This is a genomic window from Pontibacter aydingkolensis (assembly GCF_019443125.1).
GTDB lineage: Bacteria > Bacteroidota > Bacteroidia > Cytophagales > Hymenobacteraceae > Pontibacter > Pontibacter aydingkolensis.
Genome location: NZ_JAHYXK010000005.1, coordinates 213,350 through 234,299, shown reverse-complemented (window position 1 = coordinate 234,299; position 20,950 = coordinate 213,350). Strand labels below are relative to the sequence as shown.

At 45.1% G+C, this 20,950-nt stretch carries 21 protein-coding genes; 16 read left to right on the top strand and 5 right to left on the bottom strand.

Annotated features, from left to right (window positions below):
• The first annotated feature begins 19 nt into the window (after positions 1–19).
• The 8 genes from K0O23_RS08630 to K0O23_RS08595 all read left to right on the top strand — a co-directional run bounded on the left by K0O23_RS08630 (position 20) and on the right by K0O23_RS08595 (position 9,336).
• Positions 20–412 (top strand): ribosome-binding factor A, encoded by a 393-nt coding sequence (locus tag K0O23_RS08630; RefSeq protein ID WP_219877012.1) that lies wholly within the window; start codon positions 20–22, stop codon positions 410–412.
• Between the two features lie 23 nt (positions 413–435).
• Entirely contained in the window at positions 436–1,245 is an 810-nt protein-coding gene (locus tag K0O23_RS08625) for a class I SAM-dependent methyltransferase (protein ID WP_219877011.1), read from the top strand.
• 75 nt (positions 1,246–1,320) lie between these two features.
• The gene (locus K0O23_RS08620) at positions 1,321–2,544 is read left to right on the top strand and encodes an ABC transporter permease (RefSeq protein ID WP_219877010.1); all 1,224 of its coding nucleotides are present in this window, start codon (positions 1,321–1,323) and stop codon (positions 2,542–2,544) included.
• A 238-nt stretch (positions 2,545–2,782) separates the two neighbouring features.
• A complete protein-coding gene (locus tag K0O23_RS08615) occupies positions 2,783–5,704 on the top strand; it encodes a DEAD/DEAH box helicase (protein WP_219877009.1) in 2,922 nt (973 codons plus the stop codon).
• 218 nt (positions 5,705–5,922) lie between these two features.
• Entirely contained in the window at positions 5,923–6,363 is a 441-nt protein-coding gene (locus K0O23_RS08610; RefSeq protein ID WP_219877008.1) for an SRPBCC family protein, read from the top strand.
• 66 nt (positions 6,364–6,429) lie between these two features.
• Positions 6,430–7,926: a 1-hydroxycarotenoid 3,4-desaturase CrtD gene (crtD, locus tag K0O23_RS08605; protein WP_219877007.1), complete on the top strand. Its 1,497-nt coding sequence runs from the start codon at positions 6,430–6,432 to the stop codon at positions 7,924–7,926.
• Entirely contained in the window at positions 7,919–8,599 is a 681-nt protein-coding gene (locus K0O23_RS08600) for a carotenoid biosynthesis protein (RefSeq protein WP_219877006.1), read from the top strand. The genes crtD and K0O23_RS08600 overlap by 8 nt, the downstream gene beginning before the upstream one ends.
• 128 nt (positions 8,600–8,727) lie before the next feature.
• Entirely contained in the window at positions 8,728–9,336 is a 609-nt protein-coding gene (locus tag K0O23_RS08595) for a TetR/AcrR family transcriptional regulator (protein ID WP_219877005.1), read from the top strand.
• Positions 9,337–9,398: 62 nt separating this feature from the next.
• Here the strand turns inward: K0O23_RS08595 and K0O23_RS08590 are convergent, their stop codons facing one another.
• Together K0O23_RS08590 and K0O23_RS08585 are read right to left on the bottom strand one after the other, a co-directional pair.
• The gene (locus tag K0O23_RS08590; protein ID WP_219877004.1) at positions 9,399–9,641 is read right to left on the bottom strand and encodes a DUF6952 family protein; all 243 of its coding nucleotides are present in this window, start codon (positions 9,639–9,641) and stop codon (positions 9,399–9,401) included.
• Positions 9,642–9,650: 9 nt separating this feature from the next.
• Entirely contained in the window at positions 9,651–9,971 is a 321-nt protein-coding gene (locus tag K0O23_RS08585; protein WP_219877003.1) for a thioredoxin family protein, read from the bottom strand.
• Positions 9,972–10,280: 309 nt separating this feature from the next.
• Here K0O23_RS08585 and prfA point away from each other — a divergent pair, with 309 nt between their 5' ends.
• The 3 genes from prfA (at position 10,281) to K0O23_RS08570 (ending at position 13,544) form a co-directional block, all read left to right on the top strand.
• Positions 10,281–11,357: a peptide chain release factor 1 gene (gene prfA, locus K0O23_RS08580; RefSeq protein WP_219877002.1), complete on the top strand. Its 1,077-nt coding sequence runs from the start codon at positions 10,281–10,283 to the stop codon at positions 11,355–11,357.
• Between the two features lie 266 nt (positions 11,358–11,623).
• Positions 11,624–12,997 (top strand): hypothetical protein, encoded by a 1,374-nt coding sequence (locus K0O23_RS08575; protein ID WP_219877001.1) that lies wholly within the window; start codon positions 11,624–11,626, stop codon positions 12,995–12,997.
• A 127-nt stretch (positions 12,998–13,124) separates the two neighbouring features.
• Positions 13,125–13,544 carry a secondary thiamine-phosphate synthase enzyme YjbQ gene (locus K0O23_RS08570; RefSeq protein ID WP_219877000.1) on the top strand — a complete coding sequence of 140 codons (420 nt, stop codon included), beginning with the start codon at positions 13,125–13,127 and terminating at the stop codon, positions 13,542–13,544.
• A 140-nt stretch (positions 13,545–13,684) separates the two neighbouring features.
• On the opposite strand, the gene K0O23_RS08565 is transcribed toward K0O23_RS08570, so the two are convergent.
• The 3 genes from K0O23_RS08565 to gpmI form a co-directional block, all read right to left on the bottom strand.
• Complete coding sequence (locus K0O23_RS08565) at positions 13,685–15,181, bottom strand: M43 family zinc metalloprotease (protein ID WP_219876999.1); 1,497 nt, start codon at positions 15,179–15,181, stop codon at positions 13,685–13,687.
• Between the two features lie 88 nt (positions 15,182–15,269).
• Positions 15,270–15,842, bottom strand: coding sequence for a hypothetical protein (locus tag K0O23_RS08560; RefSeq protein WP_219876998.1), 573 nt, complete (start codon positions 15,840–15,842; stop codon positions 15,270–15,272).
• Between the two features lie 9 nt (positions 15,843–15,851).
• Positions 15,852–17,375, bottom strand: coding sequence for a 2,3-bisphosphoglycerate-independent phosphoglycerate mutase (gpmI, locus tag K0O23_RS08555; RefSeq protein ID WP_219876997.1), 1,524 nt, complete (start codon positions 17,373–17,375; stop codon positions 15,852–15,854).
• A gap of 214 nt (positions 17,376–17,589) precedes the next feature.
• Here gpmI and K0O23_RS08550 point away from each other — a divergent pair, with 214 nt between their 5' ends.
• The 5 genes from K0O23_RS08550 to K0O23_RS08530 all read left to right on the top strand — a co-directional run bounded on the left by K0O23_RS08550 (position 17,590) and on the right by K0O23_RS08530 (position 20,942).
• Positions 17,590–17,991 carry a DUF4783 domain-containing protein gene (locus K0O23_RS08550; protein ID WP_219876996.1) on the top strand — a complete coding sequence of 134 codons (402 nt, stop codon included), beginning with the start codon at positions 17,590–17,592 and terminating at the stop codon, positions 17,989–17,991.
• Between the two features lie 66 nt (positions 17,992–18,057).
• A complete protein-coding gene (gene nadC / locus K0O23_RS08545; RefSeq protein WP_219876995.1) occupies positions 18,058–18,915 on the top strand; it encodes a carboxylating nicotinate-nucleotide diphosphorylase in 858 nt (285 codons plus the stop codon).
• 104 nt (positions 18,916–19,019) lie between these two features.
• On the top strand, positions 19,020–19,607 hold the full coding sequence (locus tag K0O23_RS08540; protein ID WP_219876994.1) for a hypothetical protein: 588 nt from the start codon (positions 19,020–19,022) through the stop codon (positions 19,605–19,607).
• A gap of 116 nt (positions 19,608–19,723) precedes the next feature.
• Positions 19,724–20,035 (top strand): hypothetical protein, encoded by a 312-nt coding sequence (locus K0O23_RS08535; protein WP_219876993.1) that lies wholly within the window; start codon positions 19,724–19,726, stop codon positions 20,033–20,035.
• Between the two features lie 169 nt (positions 20,036–20,204).
• Positions 20,205–20,942 (top strand): SAM-dependent methyltransferase, encoded by a 738-nt coding sequence (locus K0O23_RS08530; RefSeq protein ID WP_219876992.1) that lies wholly within the window; start codon positions 20,205–20,207, stop codon positions 20,940–20,942.
• Positions 20,943–20,950 lie beyond the last annotated feature (8 nt).

The following is a 20,950-nucleotide window of genomic DNA, read 5'->3' as shown; positions in this document are numbered from 1 at the left end:
ATGATATTTGCATCTTCGTATGGAAAGTAAAAGACAACAGAAATTTTCGCGCCTGATTCAGAAAGAATTGGCGGACATCTTTCAGCGTGAGGTTCCGCATCTGTTTGGGGGCGCTTTTATATCAGTAAGTACTGTGCGTGTATCGCCTGACCTAGGGTTGGCACGCACTTACCTAAGTGTTATGATGGCCCCTAACCCGCAGGAACTGCTGCTGGAGGTAAGGCTGAATGCCAAAACAATACGCCACCATCTGGCGCAACGCATCAAAAGCCAGGTGCGCGTTATACCAGAGCTGACGTTTTACCTGGACGATACTGCAGAGTACGCGGCCAACATGGACAAGCTTTTCTCTGGTTTGGAAATACCGCCGGCACCAGAGGAAGACGAAGACGACGACATATACACCAAATAAAAGCATAAGCTTTAGTTCACCCTATGCAGTACGACCCTATTAAGCGCGTGCTTGGCGATGTATTTAATAAAACGCCTTTTCTTCGCCGTATATTTTACAATCTACTAGACCTGCTCTTGCTGCGTACATGGCATGTGCATAAGGAACTGCGCGATTGGGCAACCAACCGCAAAAACAAAGAGCAGTACATACTAGATGCAGGCTCTGGTTTTGGGCAGTATACTTATTACATGTCGGGCATGAGCAGCAAGTGGAGTATACTTGCCGTAGATGTTAAAGAAGAGCAGATATCTGACAGTAATTGCTTTATACGAGCAATCGGAAGGCACAATGTGCTGTTTAAGATCGGTGATCTGGTTAAGTATAAAGAACCCAACAGCTATGACCTTATACTTTCGGTGGACGTGATGGAGCATATCCTGGAAGATGTGGAGGTGTTCAAAAATTTTCAGGCATCGTTGCGCTCTGGCGGTATGCTGGTCATCTCTACACCATCAGACCAGGGAGGGTCAGATGTGCACGGCGACCATGAAACATCTTTTATCGAGGAACATGTGCGCGACGGTTACAACATAAAAGAAATTCAGGATAAGTTAAAACTGGCAGGTTTCAGAAGAGTGGAGGCGCGTTATTCGTATGGCAAGCCGGGGCAAATATCCTGGCGCCTGTCTATGAAGTACCCAATGCTGATGCTCAATACATCCAAAATATTCTTCCTGATACTGCCATTCTACTACATACTTACCTTCCCGGTAAGTATGGTTTTGAACTGGATGGACGTGAACGGAAAGCATGCCTCAGGCACCGGCCTGATCGTAAAAGCCTGGAAGTGATTTAATTGTTGAATTGCTAAATTGTTTAATTGTTAAATCCGAACAACGAATAACGATTAACAAACAACGAACTAAATGAACGTACCTTTTCTGATAGCGAAGCGATATTTTTTCTCTAGAAAGAAGAGGAACATCATCAGTATCATATCCAACATTGCCATGATAGGCGTGGCAGTTGGGTCTGCGGCACTCATTATTGTGCTTTCTGTTTTCAATGGCCTGGAGGATCTTATCCGCGAGATTTACTCAAGCTTCGACCCTGACCTTAAAATTACAGCTGTAGAGGGCAAGTCGTTTGAGACGGATACAGAGTTTATGAACCGTATCCGGAAAATGCCCGGTGTGGCTGTAGTGTCGGAGGTGATAGAAGACAACGCCCTGCTGCGCTATAACGACAGACAAATGGTGGTTAAAGTAAAAGGCGTAAGCGAAAACTTTTTCCAGCAGAACGAAATACCCCAGTCAGTAGTAGAGGGGAACAGCGAATTGATCTATAATGATACTTACCACGCGCTGATTGGGCGCGGCGTGCAGTACCAGCTCTCTATAAGGCCAAACAACCAATTTGTGCCATTGCAGTTCCTATACCCGCGCAATACCAAATTTAACCCGTTAAACCCAGAGGGAGCTTTTAACAGCCTGAATATTACTCCCGGAGGTATTTTTGCCATAGAGCGGCAGTACGACGATGCCTATGTATTTGTGCCCCTTAACTTTGCCGAAGAGCTGCTGGAGTATGGCCGAAGACGCACAGCACTTGAGATAAAAGTGGAGCAGGGCTTTAAGATTGAGCAGGTAAAGCGTTCGCTGCAGGAGTTGCTGGGTGCTGAGTTTAAGATACAGAACAGCGATGAGCAACACACTAGTCTTTTGCGGGCCGTTAAGGTAGAGAAGCTGTTCGTTTTTATCACCTTTGCTTTTATACTTTTTATCGCATCGCTTAACATCTTCTTCTCGCTGTCGATGCTGGTTATCGATAAGAAAAAAGATATTGCCATACTTGCCTCTATGGGTGCCACAGCTAATACCATTCGCAACATTTTTTTGCTGGAAGGCGCTTTAGTGGCGTTTATCGGGGCAGCTTATGGCTTAACGCTGGGCATGCTTATCTGTAACCTGCAGCAAACGTTTGGGCTGGTAAGTATGGGAATGGCTACTTCAGTAGTAGAAGCATACCCCGTTAAAATGAATATTGAGGACTTTGTATTCACGGGCCTGGCCATAATTGTAATTACTCTTCTTGTTTCTATCAGGCCTGCACGCAAAGCTGCAGCAATGTCTGTAACCGAAAATCTGTAGCCTTTAGTATTATACTTGCTGCTCCCGATGGTAGCCTTTCTGCAAAGTTGGCTGCCAAGCTGTACATATTCCTCACACAATATCCTTAAATATAAAGCGCGATTTAAAACTTTTAGAAGACAGCGCTGTTTTGCTCAGAATTTAGTCAATAGTTGCTTATTAAAGGCTAAGAGCAATTTTTTTGGTAGGAAATGAGCCATTTTAAGACTAAATTTGAAGTCCTAAAATTGTCTTTGGCATGAAAGTTTATACCACTCAGCCTTTTCAGGTAATTTATTCACTATTTGAACATGAGTATCTGGGATACCTGTTCGAATCGTTTGTGGTTCAAATAAACTCCAAAGGTCAGCTTACCCTACAGCATCAGAATATATCTGCTAAAAACGCCGATGAATTCGCCTCCCGCCTTGATGCCGACGATTTTAAGCTGATACAACTCATAGACCAAATACAGCAGGACGCAGTGCTAAAGCGCTTTGCAGCCAAAAAAGTATCGCCAGCCGATTTTTTCTTAAAAGTATACGACCCTGAGAAAGGTGATAAATCCCTGCAGGAGAACATAAGCCACTACATTCAGGGGCGTATGGGTAAGATACTGGAGTTGCTGCGCCACGATAAGCAAACGTTTATTATGGGCAAAGACGGCGAACCAACCTGGAAAAGAATACAGCTGGCTCCTGAAAAAGCCTCGGTGCTGTTCCATTTCATGCGCAACGAAGAAAACACGCACTACTTCCCGAGAATAAGGTATGCAGGCGAAAAGCTTGAGTTCCAGTATAAGAATGCATCCTTGGTTTGCTATGAGCCGGCCTGGCTTATGCTAAATGATGTTGTGTACAGCTTTGATAAACCTATAGACGGCAAAAAGCTACAACCTTTCCTGAACAAGAAGTTTATAGCCATACCGCGCTCTTTAGAGGAGAACTACTACCGCAAGTTCGTGGCCCCGTTGGTAGAGTCGTTTGATGTTTTTAACAAAGGCTTTGACATTAAAAGCGAAAAGTATGAGCCAAGCCCATACTTAACCTTTTCAGAGATACTGGCCACAGATACATCCACAGCCAAATCAAATGGAGAAAATAGAGCAGAGCGCGGAGGTAATAAAGTGTTATTTAGCCTTGCTTTTATGTATGGCGAGCACCTGGTGCAAACGCAGGAGGCAAAGCGCGTAAGCGTAAGTATGGAGAAAACAGAGGATTCCTACATCTTCCATAAGCTGATACGAGACCTTAACCGTGAAAAGGATTTTGCAAAAGAACTAAACAAACGCACGCTGGAAGTTAAGAATGGGCAGGCCGTTCTGGATAAAAGTGATGCATTCTCGTGGCTTAACAATAATTTGCAGGAGCTGGAGGAACTGGGTTTTACCGTACAACAAGCCGAGAAGAACGGCAAAAACTATTTTATAGGTGAGATAACCCTGGATGTAGGCATTACTGAGAAAAACGATTGGTTTGATATTTACGGTACCGTACGCTTTGGTGAGTTCGAGATTCCCTTTATCAAACTAAAAAACCACATCCTTACCAAAAACAACGAGTTTATACTACCAAACGGGCAGGTAGCTATTATCCCGGAAGAGTGGTTTACGCAGTACATAGAATTGTTTGCCTTTGCTGAGGGCGAAGACCAGTTAACGCTTAAAAAGCATCACATGGCACTGGTAAACGATCTTCAGAACGGCAATCTGGCTACTGTAACTATGAGCCGTAAGCTTGAAAAGCTGCGTGAGTTCGAAACCATAGAAGACCAGCCCTTGCCAGCGGGCTTTAATGGGGAATTGCGGCCTTACCAGAAAGCAGGCTACAACTGGCTGCACTTTGTACAGAACTATAAGTTCGGAGGCTGCCTTGCCGACGATATGGGCTTGGGTAAAACAGTACAGACACTGGCCATGCTGCAACATCGCAAAGAAAACGGCGCTGATTCTGCTTCGTTGTTGGTAATGCCAACCTCGCTGGTGTATAATTGGATAAACGAGGCGCAGAAGTTTACCCCAGGCCTGCGGATACTTAACTATACCGGTACTTACCGCGAAAAGAATGTAGAGCTGTTTTCAGAGTATGACGTGGTGCTGACATCGTACGGCATTGTGCGCCTGGATGCTGAACTACTTAAGTCCTATTATTTCGATTACATTATACTGGATGAGTCGCAGGCGATCAAAAACCCGGACTCCAACACATCGCGCTCGGTTAGGGAGCTTAAATCAAGGCACAGGCTTATACTTACGGGTACGCCTGTAGAGAACAGCACGATGGATTTGTGGGCGCAAATGTCGTTTATAAACCCGGGTTTACTGGGCAACCAGCATTTTTTCCGGAACGAGTTTTTAAAGCCGATAGAGAAAGACAAGGACGAGCAGAAAACGCGTAAACTGCACTCGCTTATCAAGCCTTTTATACTTCGCAGACATAAGTCTCAGGTAGCTAAAGAGCTGCCAGAGAAGATTGAGCACACCACTTTCTGTAAGATGACGGAAGAGCAGGAGCATGCCTACGAGGAGACAAAATCATACTACCGCAACAAAATTCTGAAAAACCTGGAAGAGCATGGGCCGGGCAATACCCAGTTTATGTTGTTGCAGGGCCTGACCAAATTGCGGCAGATAGCCAACCACCCACTTATGACAGACGCCGGTTACGAAGGCGAGTCGGGTAAGCTGAAGGAGGTGCTAAGGATGACGAAGAACATTGTTGGCAAGGGGCATAAGGTGTTGATATTTAGTCAGTTTGTGAAGCACCTGGAAATTATACGGAAGTCTCTGGATGAAAAGGAAATAGCGTATACATACCTGGACGGCAATACGAAAAACAGGCAAGCGCAGGTAGAGCGTTTTCAGAATGATAAAAGTATACAGGTGTTTCTGATCTCGCTAAAGGCAGGAGGCGTAGGGCTTAACTTAACCGCAGCAGACTACGTGTTTATACTTGACCCATGGTGGAACCCGGCTGTAGAAGCACAGGCAGTAGACAGAGCGCATCGCATCGGACAGCGAAATACAGTATTTACGTACAAGTTTATCACCAAAGACACCGTAGAGGAAAAAATACTGGCCCTGCAAAACAGGAAGATACAACTGGTAACAGACCTCATCAGCACCGACGAGACCATTATCAAAAGCCTTACAAAAGAGGATATTGATAACCTGTTGAGTTAAAATGTTGAATGGCTGAATTGTTAAATTGTTGTTCAGCAGAAAGTATAAAAGCCGCTGCAAGTATAAATTGCAGCGGCTTTCGTTTTGGGAAAGTATAACTTTTGTTTGAAGAAGAGGTTATGACGTATAAAAGACCTCGAAGTGTCCGGAGGCCCTGCGAGCGTCTGGGCTAAGTACTGATTAACCATTTAGCAAAATAACAATTCAACAATCACCAGATGAAGGTCCACCTGAAAACAGCCGTAGCCCAGGATTACCTCAAGGTATTCAATTCCTTCGATGAGCAGCTGTTTCGGAAGTTGGCTCCTCCCTATCCTAAGCTAAAGCTGATCAGGTTTGATGGCTCTGAGCCCGGCGACGTGGTAGAAGTGGAGCTGCAGACAGGCTTTAAGTCTTTTAGATGGACCAGCCTGATCACGGACAGAAGTATAACCGACACCGAAGCATACTTTATTGACCAAGGTCAGGAGTTGCCCCCTCCTTTGCGCCAGTGGCACCACAAGCACCTAGTTACAAAGCATGGCAACGGCGCTATCATCCACGATATTATTACCTACAGTACCGGATTTAAACTGCTCGACCTGTTAATGTATCCGCTGATGAGGCTGCAGTTTGGTATGCGTAAGCCGGTTTACAGGAGGATGTTCGGTAAAGTATAAATCTTTAAAACCTTTACCCTGTTCAAACAGTTACTGCACAAAGTATAAAACTGCGTACATTTAACTATGACAAAAGCAGCCGTTATCGGGGCCGGAATTGGAGGCATAGCAGCAAGTATACGGCTGGCTGTAAAAGGCTTCGACGTAACTGTTTTTGAAGCCAACGAAACCTTCGGCGGTAAAATGCAGGAGTTCTGGCTGGGCAAGTACAGGTTTGATGCAGGACCGTCTTTGTTTACCATGCCGCACCTGGTAGATGAGCTTTTTACCCTGGCAGGCCGTAACCCATCCGATTACTTTACCTATACCCGCCTTGATCCGATAACCCATTACTTCTGGGCTGATGGCAGCCATGTTAAAGCTTATGCTAATGGTGATAAATTTGCAGCAGAGGTAAACCAGCAGCTGGGCGTGCCGGAGCAGGCAGTCATGGATGCATTGGCTAAGAGTGCACAGTTGTATAAAGGCACAGCAGATACTTTTCTGCATAAATCACTACACCGCCTGGATACGTACATAAACCCGGATGTGCTGAAAGCATTAAGTTGCCTCTCCGACCTTGGCCTGACCACCACCATGCACCAGGAGAACGCAAAGCAGTTCTCAGACCACCGTTTTGTGCAGTTGCTGGATAGGTTTGCCACATATAATGGTTCCGACCCTTACCAGGCGCCAGGCACACTCAACATAATTCCGCACCTGGAGCACAATATAGGTGCATTTTACCCGGATGGAGGCATTTATGCCATTGCAGCCAGCTTGGTAAAGCTGGCAGAAGAACTAGGCGTAACGTTTAAGTATAATGAGGCGGTAAAGCAGATTTTAACTTCAGGCAAAAGTGTAACAGGCTTAGAAACCAGCCAGGCTAAATATAAAGCTGATGTGGTAGTAAGCAACATGGATGTTGTGCCTACTTACCGCAGGCTGCTACCAAACCAGAAAGCACCTGAGAAAACGCTGCAACAGCCACGGTCCAGTTCTGCACTTATCTTTTACTGGGGAATAAAACGCACTTTCCCGGAGCTGCACGTGCACAACATTTTCTTTAGCCAGGATTATAAAACGGAGTTCGAGCACATCTTCAAGCACAAAAGTATAAGCCCTGACCCAACGGTATATATCAACATTACCTCCAAAGCAGACCCACAGGAGGCGCCAGCTGGTTCAGAGAACTGGTTTGTAATGGTAAACGTGCCGCATAACCAGGGGCAAGATTGGGAGCAGTTGACGGCAGACACCCGGCAGGCGGTGCTGCAGAAGTTGAACAAGATGTTAAAAACGGATATAGCGCCGCTGATAGAGGAAGAACGGGTGCTTGACCCTATACTGATTGAAAGCAAAACTTCTTCTTTTGGTGGCGCGCTTTATGGCAGCAGTTCCAACAACAGGATGGCAGCGTTTCTGCGGCACCCAAACTTCAGTAATAAGCTAAAAGGCTTATACTTTTGCGGCGGTAGCGTACATCCCGGCGGCGGCATACCTTTGTGTCTGTTATCCGCTAAAATTGTTGGTGAACTGGCCCCGGCAGTACATCATGTAGTAAATACACCTAAACATGCTTAAAACCATTACTACAAAAGCGAACATAACCCGCAAGTATAAGTATAACAAATATGGCCTGCCATTGGCATTGGCTGTGCTGGTTATATTTCATGCGGTGGGTTTTTGGGGCTTGCTATTTAGCGGTGAACCTGCTTATTTCCAAAACCTCACTCCCATGAATCTGCTGCTTACCAATGCGCTGTTGTTTGCCTTTCATAGAAGCTGGAACAGAGCATTCATACTTTTCGCCATACTTGTTTTTGCCGTCGGTTATTTTTCAGAAGTTGTAGGAGTGCATACCGGCCTATTGTTCGGAGATTATACTTACGGGCAGGCGCTTGGCTTAAAAGTTTGGGAGGTACCCGTGCTTATTGGGCTGAACTGGCTTATGCTGGTTTACGTTACCGGCCACATCAGCAACTACAGTAACTGGCACTGGATTGCAAAAGCCATACTTGGCGCCGGCTTAATGGTTCTCCTCGATTATTTTATAGAACCTGTGGCCATGCGGTTCGATTTTTGGAGCTGGAGCCAAAGCGATATACCCTTATCAAATTACGTAGGCTGGTTTATTGTTGCATTTATACTTCAGTTATACTTCCAGAAAGCAGCTTTTATAAAACGCAACCGGTTAGCGCTTTTTGTATATTTTGTGCAACTGCTCTTTTTTGTAAGTATCTGTCTGTTAATGTAGTTAGCCTTTTTGCGTTGAACATGCTGGTTTGTTGTTACCAAATGCGCTAACTTGCGTAGCTAATTATGTGGCAAGTATAGCCCTTTACTCTTTATCAGCTGCTTTAAATAAAAATTACTATTACTAAAATGACGTTTCTGGAAACGATTCTGGATGAGATACTCCAGATATTTAAAAGAGAAGGCATAGAAACCAACTCAGAAGCTGATATAATCCGTAAGCTGGACATTAGGGCCTCTACCTTTCACGAACTGTTCTCGAGTAAAGAAAACATGGTGTTGCAGGTGACCCGGTTTGACATTGAGCAGCAAAAACGCGAAAAAGCAGAACTGCTTGCAAAGGCTACCAACCCAGTTGAGGAAATCATGCTGTTGCTGGTGAATGGTATTAATAAAATGAATCAGATAAACCCAGTGTTTATAGCCGATCTGCAGAAGTTTCCGGAAGCCTGGCAGGAAACCATAGAGTATGTAACTACAGACAACCAGCAGGTAAACGCTGAGATATTAAACCGGGGTGTGCTGGGAGGCTACTTCCGGAAAGACCTGAACCTACAACTGGTTACAAAGATCATACTGGAGCAATTCTTTATGATGATCAACCCGGCGGTGTTTCCGCCGGAAAAGTATAACCTTGCTGAAGTGTTCCGGAGCATTTACCTATACTATGTGCGTGGCATTTGTACAGAGGCTGGAGGAAAGCAGGCCGAAGAGTTTTTCTCAAGAAACAGCATATAAGTATAAAACAGCAATGGCGCAGTCTGCAGACTGCGCCATTGCTGTTTTATACTTAGAATGAATTAGTTTATAGAAACCCGAACTTTTTTGGTGTATTCGCGCAGTGCGGTCTTAAAGTCAACGTTGTTTGCGTTCATGTGGCTTATAATCCAGATGGCGGCATATACATGGGTAAGCTGCTCGCCTTCATCATCTCCTTCTACCTCTATTGTCAATGGTTGCTCTTCCATCAGAGCATTTTCGGCAGCTCCTAGTTCTTCTAAATTGTAGGTTTCAACAAGCTTTTTAATTGCAGGTATTTTCATGTTGGTAAGTTAGGCGTCTAGTCTATGGATAAGTTCAAGTACAGCTTCTTCTTTGCTGGCTGCCACTGAGTCTACAAACTGGCCGTTTTTAAAAATGGCAAAAGTAGGCAGGTTAGTAACATTAGCCAGCTTGCGTGCTTCCGGGCTTGTTTCTGCGTTTACATCTACAAATGCCACGTTGGCAAAGTTCTCATCATCAGACATGCGCTTAAACTTAGGCGAAAACAAACGGCAGCTGCCACACCAATCAGCGTAGTATTTTACTACTACCTTTTGGTTTGAGTTTAAGACTTCCTGAAAATCGCTGTCTGATGCAAGTATAACGGCCATAGTTTTGTATTTAGGTATGTAAAACTTAATTCTATTGATGTTATGGTTTACTAGTGCCAAAAGTAAAAGTTTCAGTTGGAAATACTGTAATAGACTTTATGGATTTAATTTATCCCCTTATAGCTTTTACTTATAATGTGCACGTGCGTAATGCTATTAAATCTGTAACGTGTCGGAAACTATACTACATACTTTAAAGTTATAGCATAGAAATAATTACGACTGCAGAATTATTGCCCGATCGCAAAATGGATTATATAATCTAGACGCCAATTTAGTATCTTTGCAGCCTATAACCACACAAGACCCATGTTAGATAAGTTAGAAGCCATTAATCAGCGATTTGAGGAGGTAAGCCAATTGCTTATCCAGCCTGATGTGGCCAGCGACATGAAGAAGTTCAAGTCGCTGAACAAAGAGTATAAAGACCTTGACAAGATTGTAGTTGAATATAAGAAGTTCCTGAATATCCTGAGTAACATCGACAATGCCAAGCAGGTAATTGCCACTGAGAAAGATGAGGACTTCCGTGAGATGGCAAAAGAGGAACTGGATGAGTTACTCCCGCAGCGCGAGCAAATGGAAGAGCTTTTGAAAGAACTGCTTATCCCAAAAGACCCTAACGACAGCAAGGACATCATTATGGAGATACGTGCAGGTGCAGGTGGCGATGAGGCCTCTATATTTGCCGGAGATCTTTACCGTATGTATACCCGCTTTGCTGAAAAAATGGGCTGGCGCACCGAACTGATCGATGCCACAGAAGGTACTTCAGGCGGTTACAAAGAAATTATCGTGGGCATGTCTGGCGAGGATGTGTATGGCAAGCTTAAGTTTGAGTCGGGTGTGCACCGTGTGCAGCGTGTACCAGCCACTGAAACACAGGGCCGCATTCATACTTCGGTAGCTTCGGTGGTAGTGTTGCCAGAGGTAGAGGAGTTTGATATTGAACTCGACATGAACGATATCCGCAAAGACCTTTTCTGTTCTTCGGGCCCGGGTGGTCAGTCGGTTAACACGACGTACTCGGCTGTGCGTTTAACACACTTGCCAACAGGCTTAGTGGCGCAGTGCCAGGACCAGAAATCACAGCTAAAGAACTTTGATAAGGCATTGGCAGTACTTCGCTCTCGTATTTACGAGCAGGAGCTTGCCAAGAAACTAGAGGCCGAAGGTGCCCAGCGTAAATCAATGGTAGGCGGCGGCGATCGTTCCGATAAGATCCGCACGTACAACTATCCACAGGGCCGTGTAACCGATCACCGTATTGGTTATACAGTATACAACCTGCCTAACGTTATGGAAGGCGGTATAGACGACTTTGTTGAAGAACTGCGTATAGCTGAAAACGCTGAGCGACTGAAAGAAGGCGCCACAGCAGAATAATACATCAGCAACTGATATACAAAGGAATGTAGTAAAGCTTTTGCCGCGCTGCATTCCTTTTTTATTTAAGCTTAATGGTTAAATTGCTTAATTGTTGATAGCTATACCCTAAGTTTAGTTTTAAAGTATAATTTTGAGGCTTTTAGAGAAGAAGCCTCAAAATATCAGTTCTGTAAAAACCGTTCAGATTAGAAGCAGTACGACAATTTCGTCATTCAACCATTTATACTTCCGAATAACCATTAACTAACAACGAATAACCAAGTTTGAAATACCTGCTTGCCATACTTCCCCTGTTGTTTTTGCTCTCGCTTATCAGTTGTGAGCCAAAAGACGAGATCATTACCACAGACCCAAATGCTGTACTGGAGTTCTCAGGCGATACCGTTTTGTTTGATACTGTATTTGTAAGCAGAGGAAGTATAACCAAGCGCCTTAAAGTATACAACCGGAATAAAAAAGCTGTAAAAATAAGCGAGATCGCTTTGGCAGGAGCTGGCGCATCAGCGTACCAACTTACAGTAAACGGTGTGCAGAGCCCACTTGTAAACAACCTGGAGCTGCGTGGCGGTGACAGCATTTATGTACTAGTAAAAGTTAATATCAACCCCTCAGATGCCAACCTGCCCTTTCTGGTAGCCGATTCTATACTTTTCAGGACAAACGGGAAAGCGCAAAATGTGAAGCTGGTAGCCTACGGGCAAAATGCCTACTTCCACAGAAAAGAAATTACGGGAACTACCACCTGGAGTAACGATAAACCCCATGTGCTGCTCGATACGGTGCTGGTGCAGGAAGGCGCTACCTTAACCATCGATAAAGGCACCAAAGTATACGGCAGCAACAAGTCGGTACTGCTTATAAACGGGCAACTGCTAGCAGAGGGCACACCAGAAGAACGTATAGTATTTGGCGGTTACAGGCGAGAAGCAGAGTATTTAACAGCACCTGGGCAATGGGAAGGCATACGCATACTTACCAAGAGCGCCAACAACAGCCTAAAGTATACTGACATCAAAAATACGCTGTATGGCTTGCGCATCGGTAACCCCGGAAAAGCAGGAACTTTGGTGGAAGGGTGCGCCATACAGTATGCTTTTTTAGATGGTATTGTGGCATTTACTTCTGATGTGAAGATCATCAACACGCTGATACATAACTGTGGACAGTATGGCTTTGGCGGACTTGGAGGAGGTAATTATGAGGTGCTGTATTCTACTATTGTGAGCTACAGTAACCCGCTGCTCCGCGAAACACCACTTTTTGTAGTGGCTGATTTCATACCCGGCACCGAGATCAAAAACCAGCCGACCTCGCTAAAGCTGGTAAATTCTATTATATATTCTGATAGCTACAACGCAGTGGATGAAGTGCTGATAACGCCCTTAGCCCCCGGTCCTGATATCAGTAATAACCTGCTGCGCACAGAAGTATACAAACCGCATCTTGATAACAATAGCAACGTTCTAAACAAAGAGCCTAAGTTTAAAGCTCCTGCCAAAGCAAACTTTGAACTCGATACGCTATCTCCGGCCTCTAGTGCCGCTAAATTTCTGCCGGCCATACTTACCGATCTCAAAGGAAAAACCCGTAGTATAACTTCACCGGACGCTGGCGCGTTCGAGAGGCTTATTGACTAAATTTTGAATGAGTGAGTTTGTGGATGAGTGAATGATTTTATACTTTATAAGCAAGCGGTATTTTAGTCAATGATCTATACTTTTGAAACGATCAACGAATAACTATTCACTCACTCACTGTAATACTATGTGGTTTCAGAAAGAGATAAGATTACCTGCTGTTAAACGCGGCTTCCATCTAATTACCGACCTGATTGTGGCGCAGCTGCCGGAGCTGGAAACTATTAACATAGGGCTGGCACATATTTTTATCAAGCATACTTCTGCCAGCTTAACTATTAACGAAGATGCAGACCCAACCGTGCGACAGGATTTCGAGAGCCACTTTAACCACATGGTGCCTGAAAACCAGTCATACTACCGCCATACATTAGAAGGATCTGACGATATGCCGGCCCATTTAAAAGCGGCTATACTTGGCTCGTCTGTATCAGTGCCCATCTCTAAAGGAGAGTTTAACCTGGGCACCTGGCAGGGCATTTATCTCTGCGAACACCGCAACCACGCTTCCAAACGCACTATCGTAGTAACACTGCAGGGGGAATAAGCAGTGGTTGTTGGTTACTGGTTATTAGTTATTAGAGTAACGTGAACTCGGGAATTAGGCATTGATTCTGGCCGGTTTAAAGCCATACTTGGAATATCTTTCTCCAGTAACTAACAACTATCAACCATTAACTATCAAGCTTATCGCACCACACTTACTTTTTTAATGGCAGTGCCGTTGGTGCTGGTTATGCGCAGGAAATATATACCGGCAGGCACATTACGCACATCCAGACGCAACACTCTGTTGCGAGCCTCTGCCGTAAGCACTGTTTTGCCTACATGGCTCACCATCTCTACCTGGCGTATAAGTATGTTGGCCGGTTGCTCTATGGTTAAGTAATCTGTAGCTGGGTTAGGGTATACGATAAGGTCGTCAACGGTAACATGTATGTAATCCTCTTTTACCTCGGTGCTTGTAAATACGCCGTTAACGATGGTAAGCTTCACATCGAATTTGCCCGGCTGCGGATACAATACTGTTGGATTCTGTTCTGTTGATGTAGCCGGCACACCACCTTCAAACTCCCAGAAATATGACGCAGGCTTGATCCCTACAGAGGCATCAGAGAATTTTACTGTTCGTCCGGCAGCAACAAGGGTGTCGTGAGCCGCGGCTGTTTTAAAATCGGCGCGAAGCGTGCCTGTACATACAGGAGAGCTGAATATGGAAACCCTTGAAGTGCCTAATACAGCTTGCATGTAAGCGGCCTGGCCTCTGGTAAAGAGGTTCATACAGGCGTCATCGGTGTAATCCATGTAGTTTTGGTACATATCACCGTAAGGAGCATCGTCGCAGGAAATTCTTATCCCGGCTGGGCAGCCAGAGTTTTCTCCGTATTGGTTTGGCGTATCAGGTATATTGTCGCTGTCGTTACAGGTAGAGCCGCTGCCCCAGATGTGGCGTAAGCCCAGCCAATGTCCCACTTCGTGCGTGGCAGTACGGCCCAGGTTAAACTGAGAGTTAAACCGATTAAAAGGAGGTGCGCCTACTGTAGTATAATCTAAAACCACACCATCGGCAGAAGCGGGTGCACCGGGAGGCGTGGCATAGCCAATAATGTTATCGTCAATCTTACAGATCCAAATGTTAAGGTACAGATTTCTATCCCAGGCATCTTTGCCACCTTTGCTGCTATATTTTACATCGTCGGTAATATAATTAAACGATTCGAGGGTGGTGGAGGTGCGGGTAATGCCTGTGGTGGGCTCGCCGGATGGGTTAATGGTTGCCAGGCAGAACTCTATTTCAGTATCAGCTGCAAATGGCTGGAAGTAAGAGGGTGTATTGGCAGCATCAGCATTCAACCTTCTAAAGTCAGCATTCAGGATGTTGAGTTGGGAGATAAGCTGCTCGTCAGATACATTTTGGGTTGTATTGTTGTACAGTACATGAAACACTACCGGAATAGTAATGGTAGCCTGCCGCAGGTATTGACCGTTTTGCTGTTGCTGCTGTAATGCCTGCTGCACCGCCTGCTCTGCTTGCTGCTGTAGTTGCTCAAAAGCGGGGTTCTGTTGCTTTAGCGTTTGAATATAAGCTTCTGTGCCGCAATTGCGTTGCAGTTGAGCCACTTGTGCAGCGCCAGGTAAAGCAAAGTATAAAACAAGAAAAGCAAAAAGTATAAATATGCGCATGTAATTGCAGCGAGTAAAGTATAAATAAGCAAGTGCCGGATAACTAGGGACTTAGGCCTACTAATATACTAAGATTATACGAAGGTTACTAGAGGTTGGCATCTACCTTAAAATGCAGCGAATCGCTGAAGATAAGCTTTTGAACGCCTGTAATACGATAGCTGGATACATTGCCCGTTTCAGGTTCTGTTTGCAGCGTTACATGGCGGCGTGAATAAAACAGCGGGTTCTTATCCTGAAGCGTGGCGTTTAGCTCTTTTAGTTGGCGGGTAGGAGTTAGTGTTAAGTACAGATAGTGCACCAGCGGTTCGCTTTCTTCTTTCTTTTTATATTCTACAGCTATGTCGCCATTTTCTAAAACAGTTTCCTGTTTCATGTAGTAATCCTCCAGGGCCGGCCTGCGCAGGTCAAGCTGCTCAAAAACAGCTAACTCATCTTCCCAGTCTATTTCGTCTGTCTCAACGGTTTCAACGGGTTTGTCGCCAGTGGTAACAGACTTGAGCACCATTGGCTTTTTAGCCTGCATATGCGCCTTTTGCTCCTGCAGGTATAGCGTCAGGTTATAGTCGCCAGCCGCACTAGTATCAACTGGTGCTGGCGGTTCGCAGGCGGTAAGTGCCAGCAGCAACCCCAGAATTAAACCTATGCTATACTTTGCCATCGCTTTGAGTTAGTCTATCAATGTTTCGCCAGCCATCTCTACAGGCTTTTCTATACCCATTAGCTGTAATATAGTTGGCGCCAGATCGCCGAGTTTGCCTGGATGCAGCGTGCCTTTAAAATCGTTGCTTACAAGTATGCAAGGCACCAGGTTGGTAGTATGGGCCGTATTTGGCGTACCGTCTGGGTTTATCATCATGTCGGCGTTGCCATGGTCTGCAATCACGATGATGTCGTAACCATTTGCCAGAGCAGTTGTAATTACTTTCTCATTACACTGGTCTACCACTTCGCAGGCTTTTACAGCTGCCTCGAATACACCAGTATGGCCTACCATATCCGGGTTTGCAAAGTTAAGGCAGATAAAGTCAGCAGATCTTTGCTCTAGTTCAGGCACGATGGCGTCACGAATCTCAAATGCGCTCATTTCGGGCTGAAGGTCGTAAGTGGCTACTTTTGGAGACGGGCACAGCAAGCGTTTCTCTCCTTCAAACTGCGTTTCGCGTCCACCCGAGAAGAAAAATGTAACATGCGGGTACTTCTCCGTTTCTGCAATGCGGATCTGCTTTCTGCCGGCCTTGGCTATTACTTCACCTAATGTGTTGTTCAGGTTGTCTTTGTCAAAAATGGCCTCTACGCCCACAAACGTATCGTCGTAGTTGGTCATGGTAATGTAGCGCAGGTTAAGCTTGTGCATATCGTACTCCGGAAAGTCGCGCTGCGTTAAAGCCTGCGTAATTTCACGGCCACGGTCTGTCCTGAAGTTAAAGCAGATCACTACATCGCCTTCCTGTATGGTGGCAATTGGCTGCTGCTCATTGTTTACCTTAACAATAGGCTTTATAAACTCATCGGTCACCCCGTCTTTATATGACTCCAGCACCGACTGTATCAGGTTCTGTGATGGCTTGCCCTCCCCTTTCACCATTACGTCATAAGCCAGCTTTACGCGCTCCCAGCGGTTATCGCGGTCCATAGCGTAGTAACGGCCAACTATAGAGGCAATCGTTCCGGTTGTGTTTTCCAGGTGCTCTTCCAGTTCGTTAATATACTTTACGCCCCCCTTCGGGTCTGTGTCACGGCCATCTGTAAAAGCGTGTATGTAAACCTCTTTCAACTCATAGTCAAATGCTGTGGTGCAAAGGGCCTTCAGGTGATTTATATGGGAGTGCACGCCACCGTCTGATAAAAGGCCGATCAGGTGGACAGGTTTCTTATTTTCTTTTGCGAAGGCAAAGGCATTGGCAAGTACAGGCATGCTGCTCAGTTTGCGTTCTGCTATCGTCTTGTTAATGCGCACCAGATCCTGGTACACCACACGACCAGCTCCAATGTTCATGTGCCCTACCTCTGAGTTGCCCATCTGCCCTTCTGGCAAGCCCACGGCTTCGCCTGATGCCTGCAGGTATGTATTGGGATACTTCTCCAGGATAGAATCGTAGAAAGGTGTATGGGCTTTTAAAATGGCAGAAGCCTCTGGGATAGTGGTAATTCCCCATCCGTCCAAAATCACTAATAATACCTTTTTATCCATGGCACAAATATAAGTATAAACTTTAAATGAAGCTTTGGCCGGGCTCGTGACGTTTACTGCCTTATAAGCGTTAATGTTTAGCTAAATAGCTTGCACAAGTGCGCTTTCTTTTTTATATATTTAGATATTCGTGCTAACTTAGCATTGTTTAGCCTGAGCCTTTACTTGGCATAGTTTTAGCTATAATGAGGTTGAGAGATCACAAACAGAATTTATGAAAAACTTAAAACAGATTGCGGTAGTATTTTCGTTGTTGTTGGCTGCTGTGTTTTTTACAGCAGAGCAGTCCGTGGCGCAAGGCGATGTGATGGGTGGCGTAAAGTCAGCTATTAAAGTTGGTTCGTCTAAAGATTTGGCGCGTAACTTTAGCAGTGTAGTAGAAATCACCCTCGAAAGCGGTGACGCTACGAGTTACAGCAGCACGCAAGCTGAGTTCGTGATGAAAAACTTCTTTAGCAAAAACCCTCCTGTAGACTTTTCTTACAGCCACCAGGGGGCCTCTGATAAAGGGCAGAAATATGCCATAGGCACGTATACATCCAAGAATGGCACCTATACGGTACTGGTTCGTATGAAGGAATCGAAGATACAATCGATGAACTTTATAAAAGATTAAGCAGATAATAATGAGATTTTTAACAAGGCTCGGTATAAACTCCGAGCCTTTTTTTATTTTTGTGCCGTGAAACCGACATACCTGACCGAAAAAAGTATAAACGAGTTTATCTCGCGAGCCCTGGCCGAGGATATTGGCGACGGAGACCACTCTTCGCTAGCCTCGATACCTGCCGATGCGCAAAACCAGGCACGACTGCTTATTAAAGGCAAAGGCATACTGGCAGGCGTAGAGCTGGCCGGTTACATTTTTAACGCCGTAGACCCGGAGTTGGAGGTAGAAGTGCTGCTGCGGGACGGTACACCTGTAAAGTATGGCGATATAGGCCTGACTGTAAAAGGCAAGGCTCAATCTATACTTACGTCAGAAAGACTAGTGCTTAACTGCATGCAGCGCATGAGCGGCATTGCCACTTATACCCATTACCTAACCAGTCTGATTGAAGGTACTGGCACCAAACTATTGGATACACGTAAAACCACCCCTAATTTCCGGATTATGGAGAAATGGGCCGTGGTAATAGGAGGTGGCCATAATCACCGTTTTGGTTTGTATGACATGATTATGCTAAAAGACAACCACGTTGATTATGCCGGTGGTATAGAGCAGGCTATTACAGCAACACACCGCTACCTTAAAGAAAAAGGAAAAGACCTTAAGATAGAAGTTGAAACGCGCACGCTGGAAGAAGTAAAGCAAGTGCTTGAAACAGGAGGCATACATCGTATTATGCTCGATAACATGAGTACTGATATGATGCGTGAAGCAGTTGCCCTAATTGGAGGCAAGTATGAGACAGAAGCATCAGGTGGAATAACAGAAGAAACTATTCGTGCCGTGGCAGAATGCGGTGTGGATTTTATCTCGGTAGGTGCGCTTACGCACTCGATCAAAAGTATGGATATAAGCCTGAAAGCTTATTAATAACAAACAAACACTGCTGGTAAAGCAGTAAATATTTTTACCTTGATACTTTTGAAAGGCTTGGCCTTAGAGTAAACGGGACAGAGAGTTTTATTTTTTATTTTATGCAGCAACCAAACCAAAGAGGTTTCAGAGCGCCACAGGGGCCGGCCCCGGGTGCCATCCGAACAAAAAAGTACCAGATGGACAAAGACTTGTTTACGCGCATTGCCGTAACACAAGTCTGGAAAAAAGAATGGTGGTACGCCTTAATTCCGCTAACGATCTTTATGCTGCCTGCCCTTTTCAGCTTTTCGTGGTGGTGGGTTGCGGTAGCCATAATCATAACTATACTTTTTATACTTGTGCGTTCGGCGCAGGTAATGGGTATTACACGCATAGAGCAGGGTAATGTACTGTTCGAGAAGCTTAACTATGATATTGACAACCGCCAGATACTGATGAAGCGCAATGAGCGCGAAGGCATGACCATGACCTGGGACATGATAAAGAAAGTACAGCGCAGTGATGATGCTTATATGCTTTGGCTGAAGCCGCCAACAGGTACGCAGGTGCCAACAGGCTGGAAAGGTTGGCTGGCGCGCACATTTGAAGTGCCGGTATTTATTTACCTGCCTTACAGAATATTCAACAGCCAGAATGATATTAAGCTGATGGATAGTTTGCTGCGCCGCAAAAACTTAACGGCTTAGCATTTACAGTACCATAAACTAAGCTGATGGGACAATCGTAAATAATTAATAGAGAATGCATTGCTGCTTTACTTGTAAGTAAGGCAACTATAAATAAAGTATAAAATCATACAAAAATGAATAAGAACGTAATCGCAGTATTTGCCGCAGTTTGTGGTTTGTTTATGGTGTCTTGTGACACGCCAAAAGACCTGAGACCAGACAATAAAGTATCTAACAGCACAGTAGAGCCAGGTATGCGCAATACCTATAACGTTAGCGACGCAGGTGGCGAAGCTACAGCTCATGCAGGAGACCATAGCGAGACTCATGTGAAGGAAGACGAAGTAATGCCTAACCACGACATGGGGGGTAATACTATCCAGAAGGGTGATAGCGTGAAAGAAGCAACGCTGACAAACACTGAAGCTGGCGCAAATAAGCGCTAATTTTTGACTTCTTAAAAGCCTGCCGCAGCTTTTACTTAGCTGCGGCAGGCTTTTTTATGGCATACGGGTTTTTATGTGGCCAACTATAACAACGGGTTTACCTTTGTACGTATAGCCGGTTTTACTTAGAATACTTTATATTTGCAACTCAATTGCTTTTAGCGCACGAATGGCACAACAGGAAGTAGAGTGGTTTAGTACGTGGTTCGACTCTCCGTACTACCATATTTTATATCAGGACCGTGATCTGGAAGAGGCGCAGTTGTTTATGGACAACCTGTTGGCTTACCTCCACCCAAAACAGCACGAGAAGATTCTGGACCTGGCCTGTGGCAAAGGGCGCCACTCCCTATACTTAAACCAGCATGGCTACGATGTAACGGGCATAGACCTATCGGAGCAAAGTATTGCCTATGCCAGGCAGTACGAAAATGACCGGTTACACTTCGATGTGCACGATATGCGCCAGGTATACAAGCCGGAAGGCTTCGATTTTATACTTAACCTGTTTACAAGTTTTGGATACTTTGATAACGAAACTGAAAATGTAGTTGCCTTGTGCGCCACAACAGAAAGCCTGAAGCATGGCGGTAAACTGGTGATAGACTTTATGAACACTGATAAGGTTATTGCAAACCTAGTTACGGACGAAGAAAAAGAGGTACAGGGCATAAAGTTTAAAATACACCGTGGTTTGGAGCATGACTTCATCGTAAAAACGATCAGCTTTACCGATAACGGAGAGGAATATCGGTTTCAGGAAAGGGTGCGGGCTTTACGGGAAGAAGACTTTATAGAGTACTTTAAGATGACGCCCCTGCGCTTAGTTGAAATACTTGGAGATTACCAGCTAAATAAGTACGACCGTGAGCAAAGCGATCGGATGATCTTTGTTTTAAAGAAGTAGCACCACCC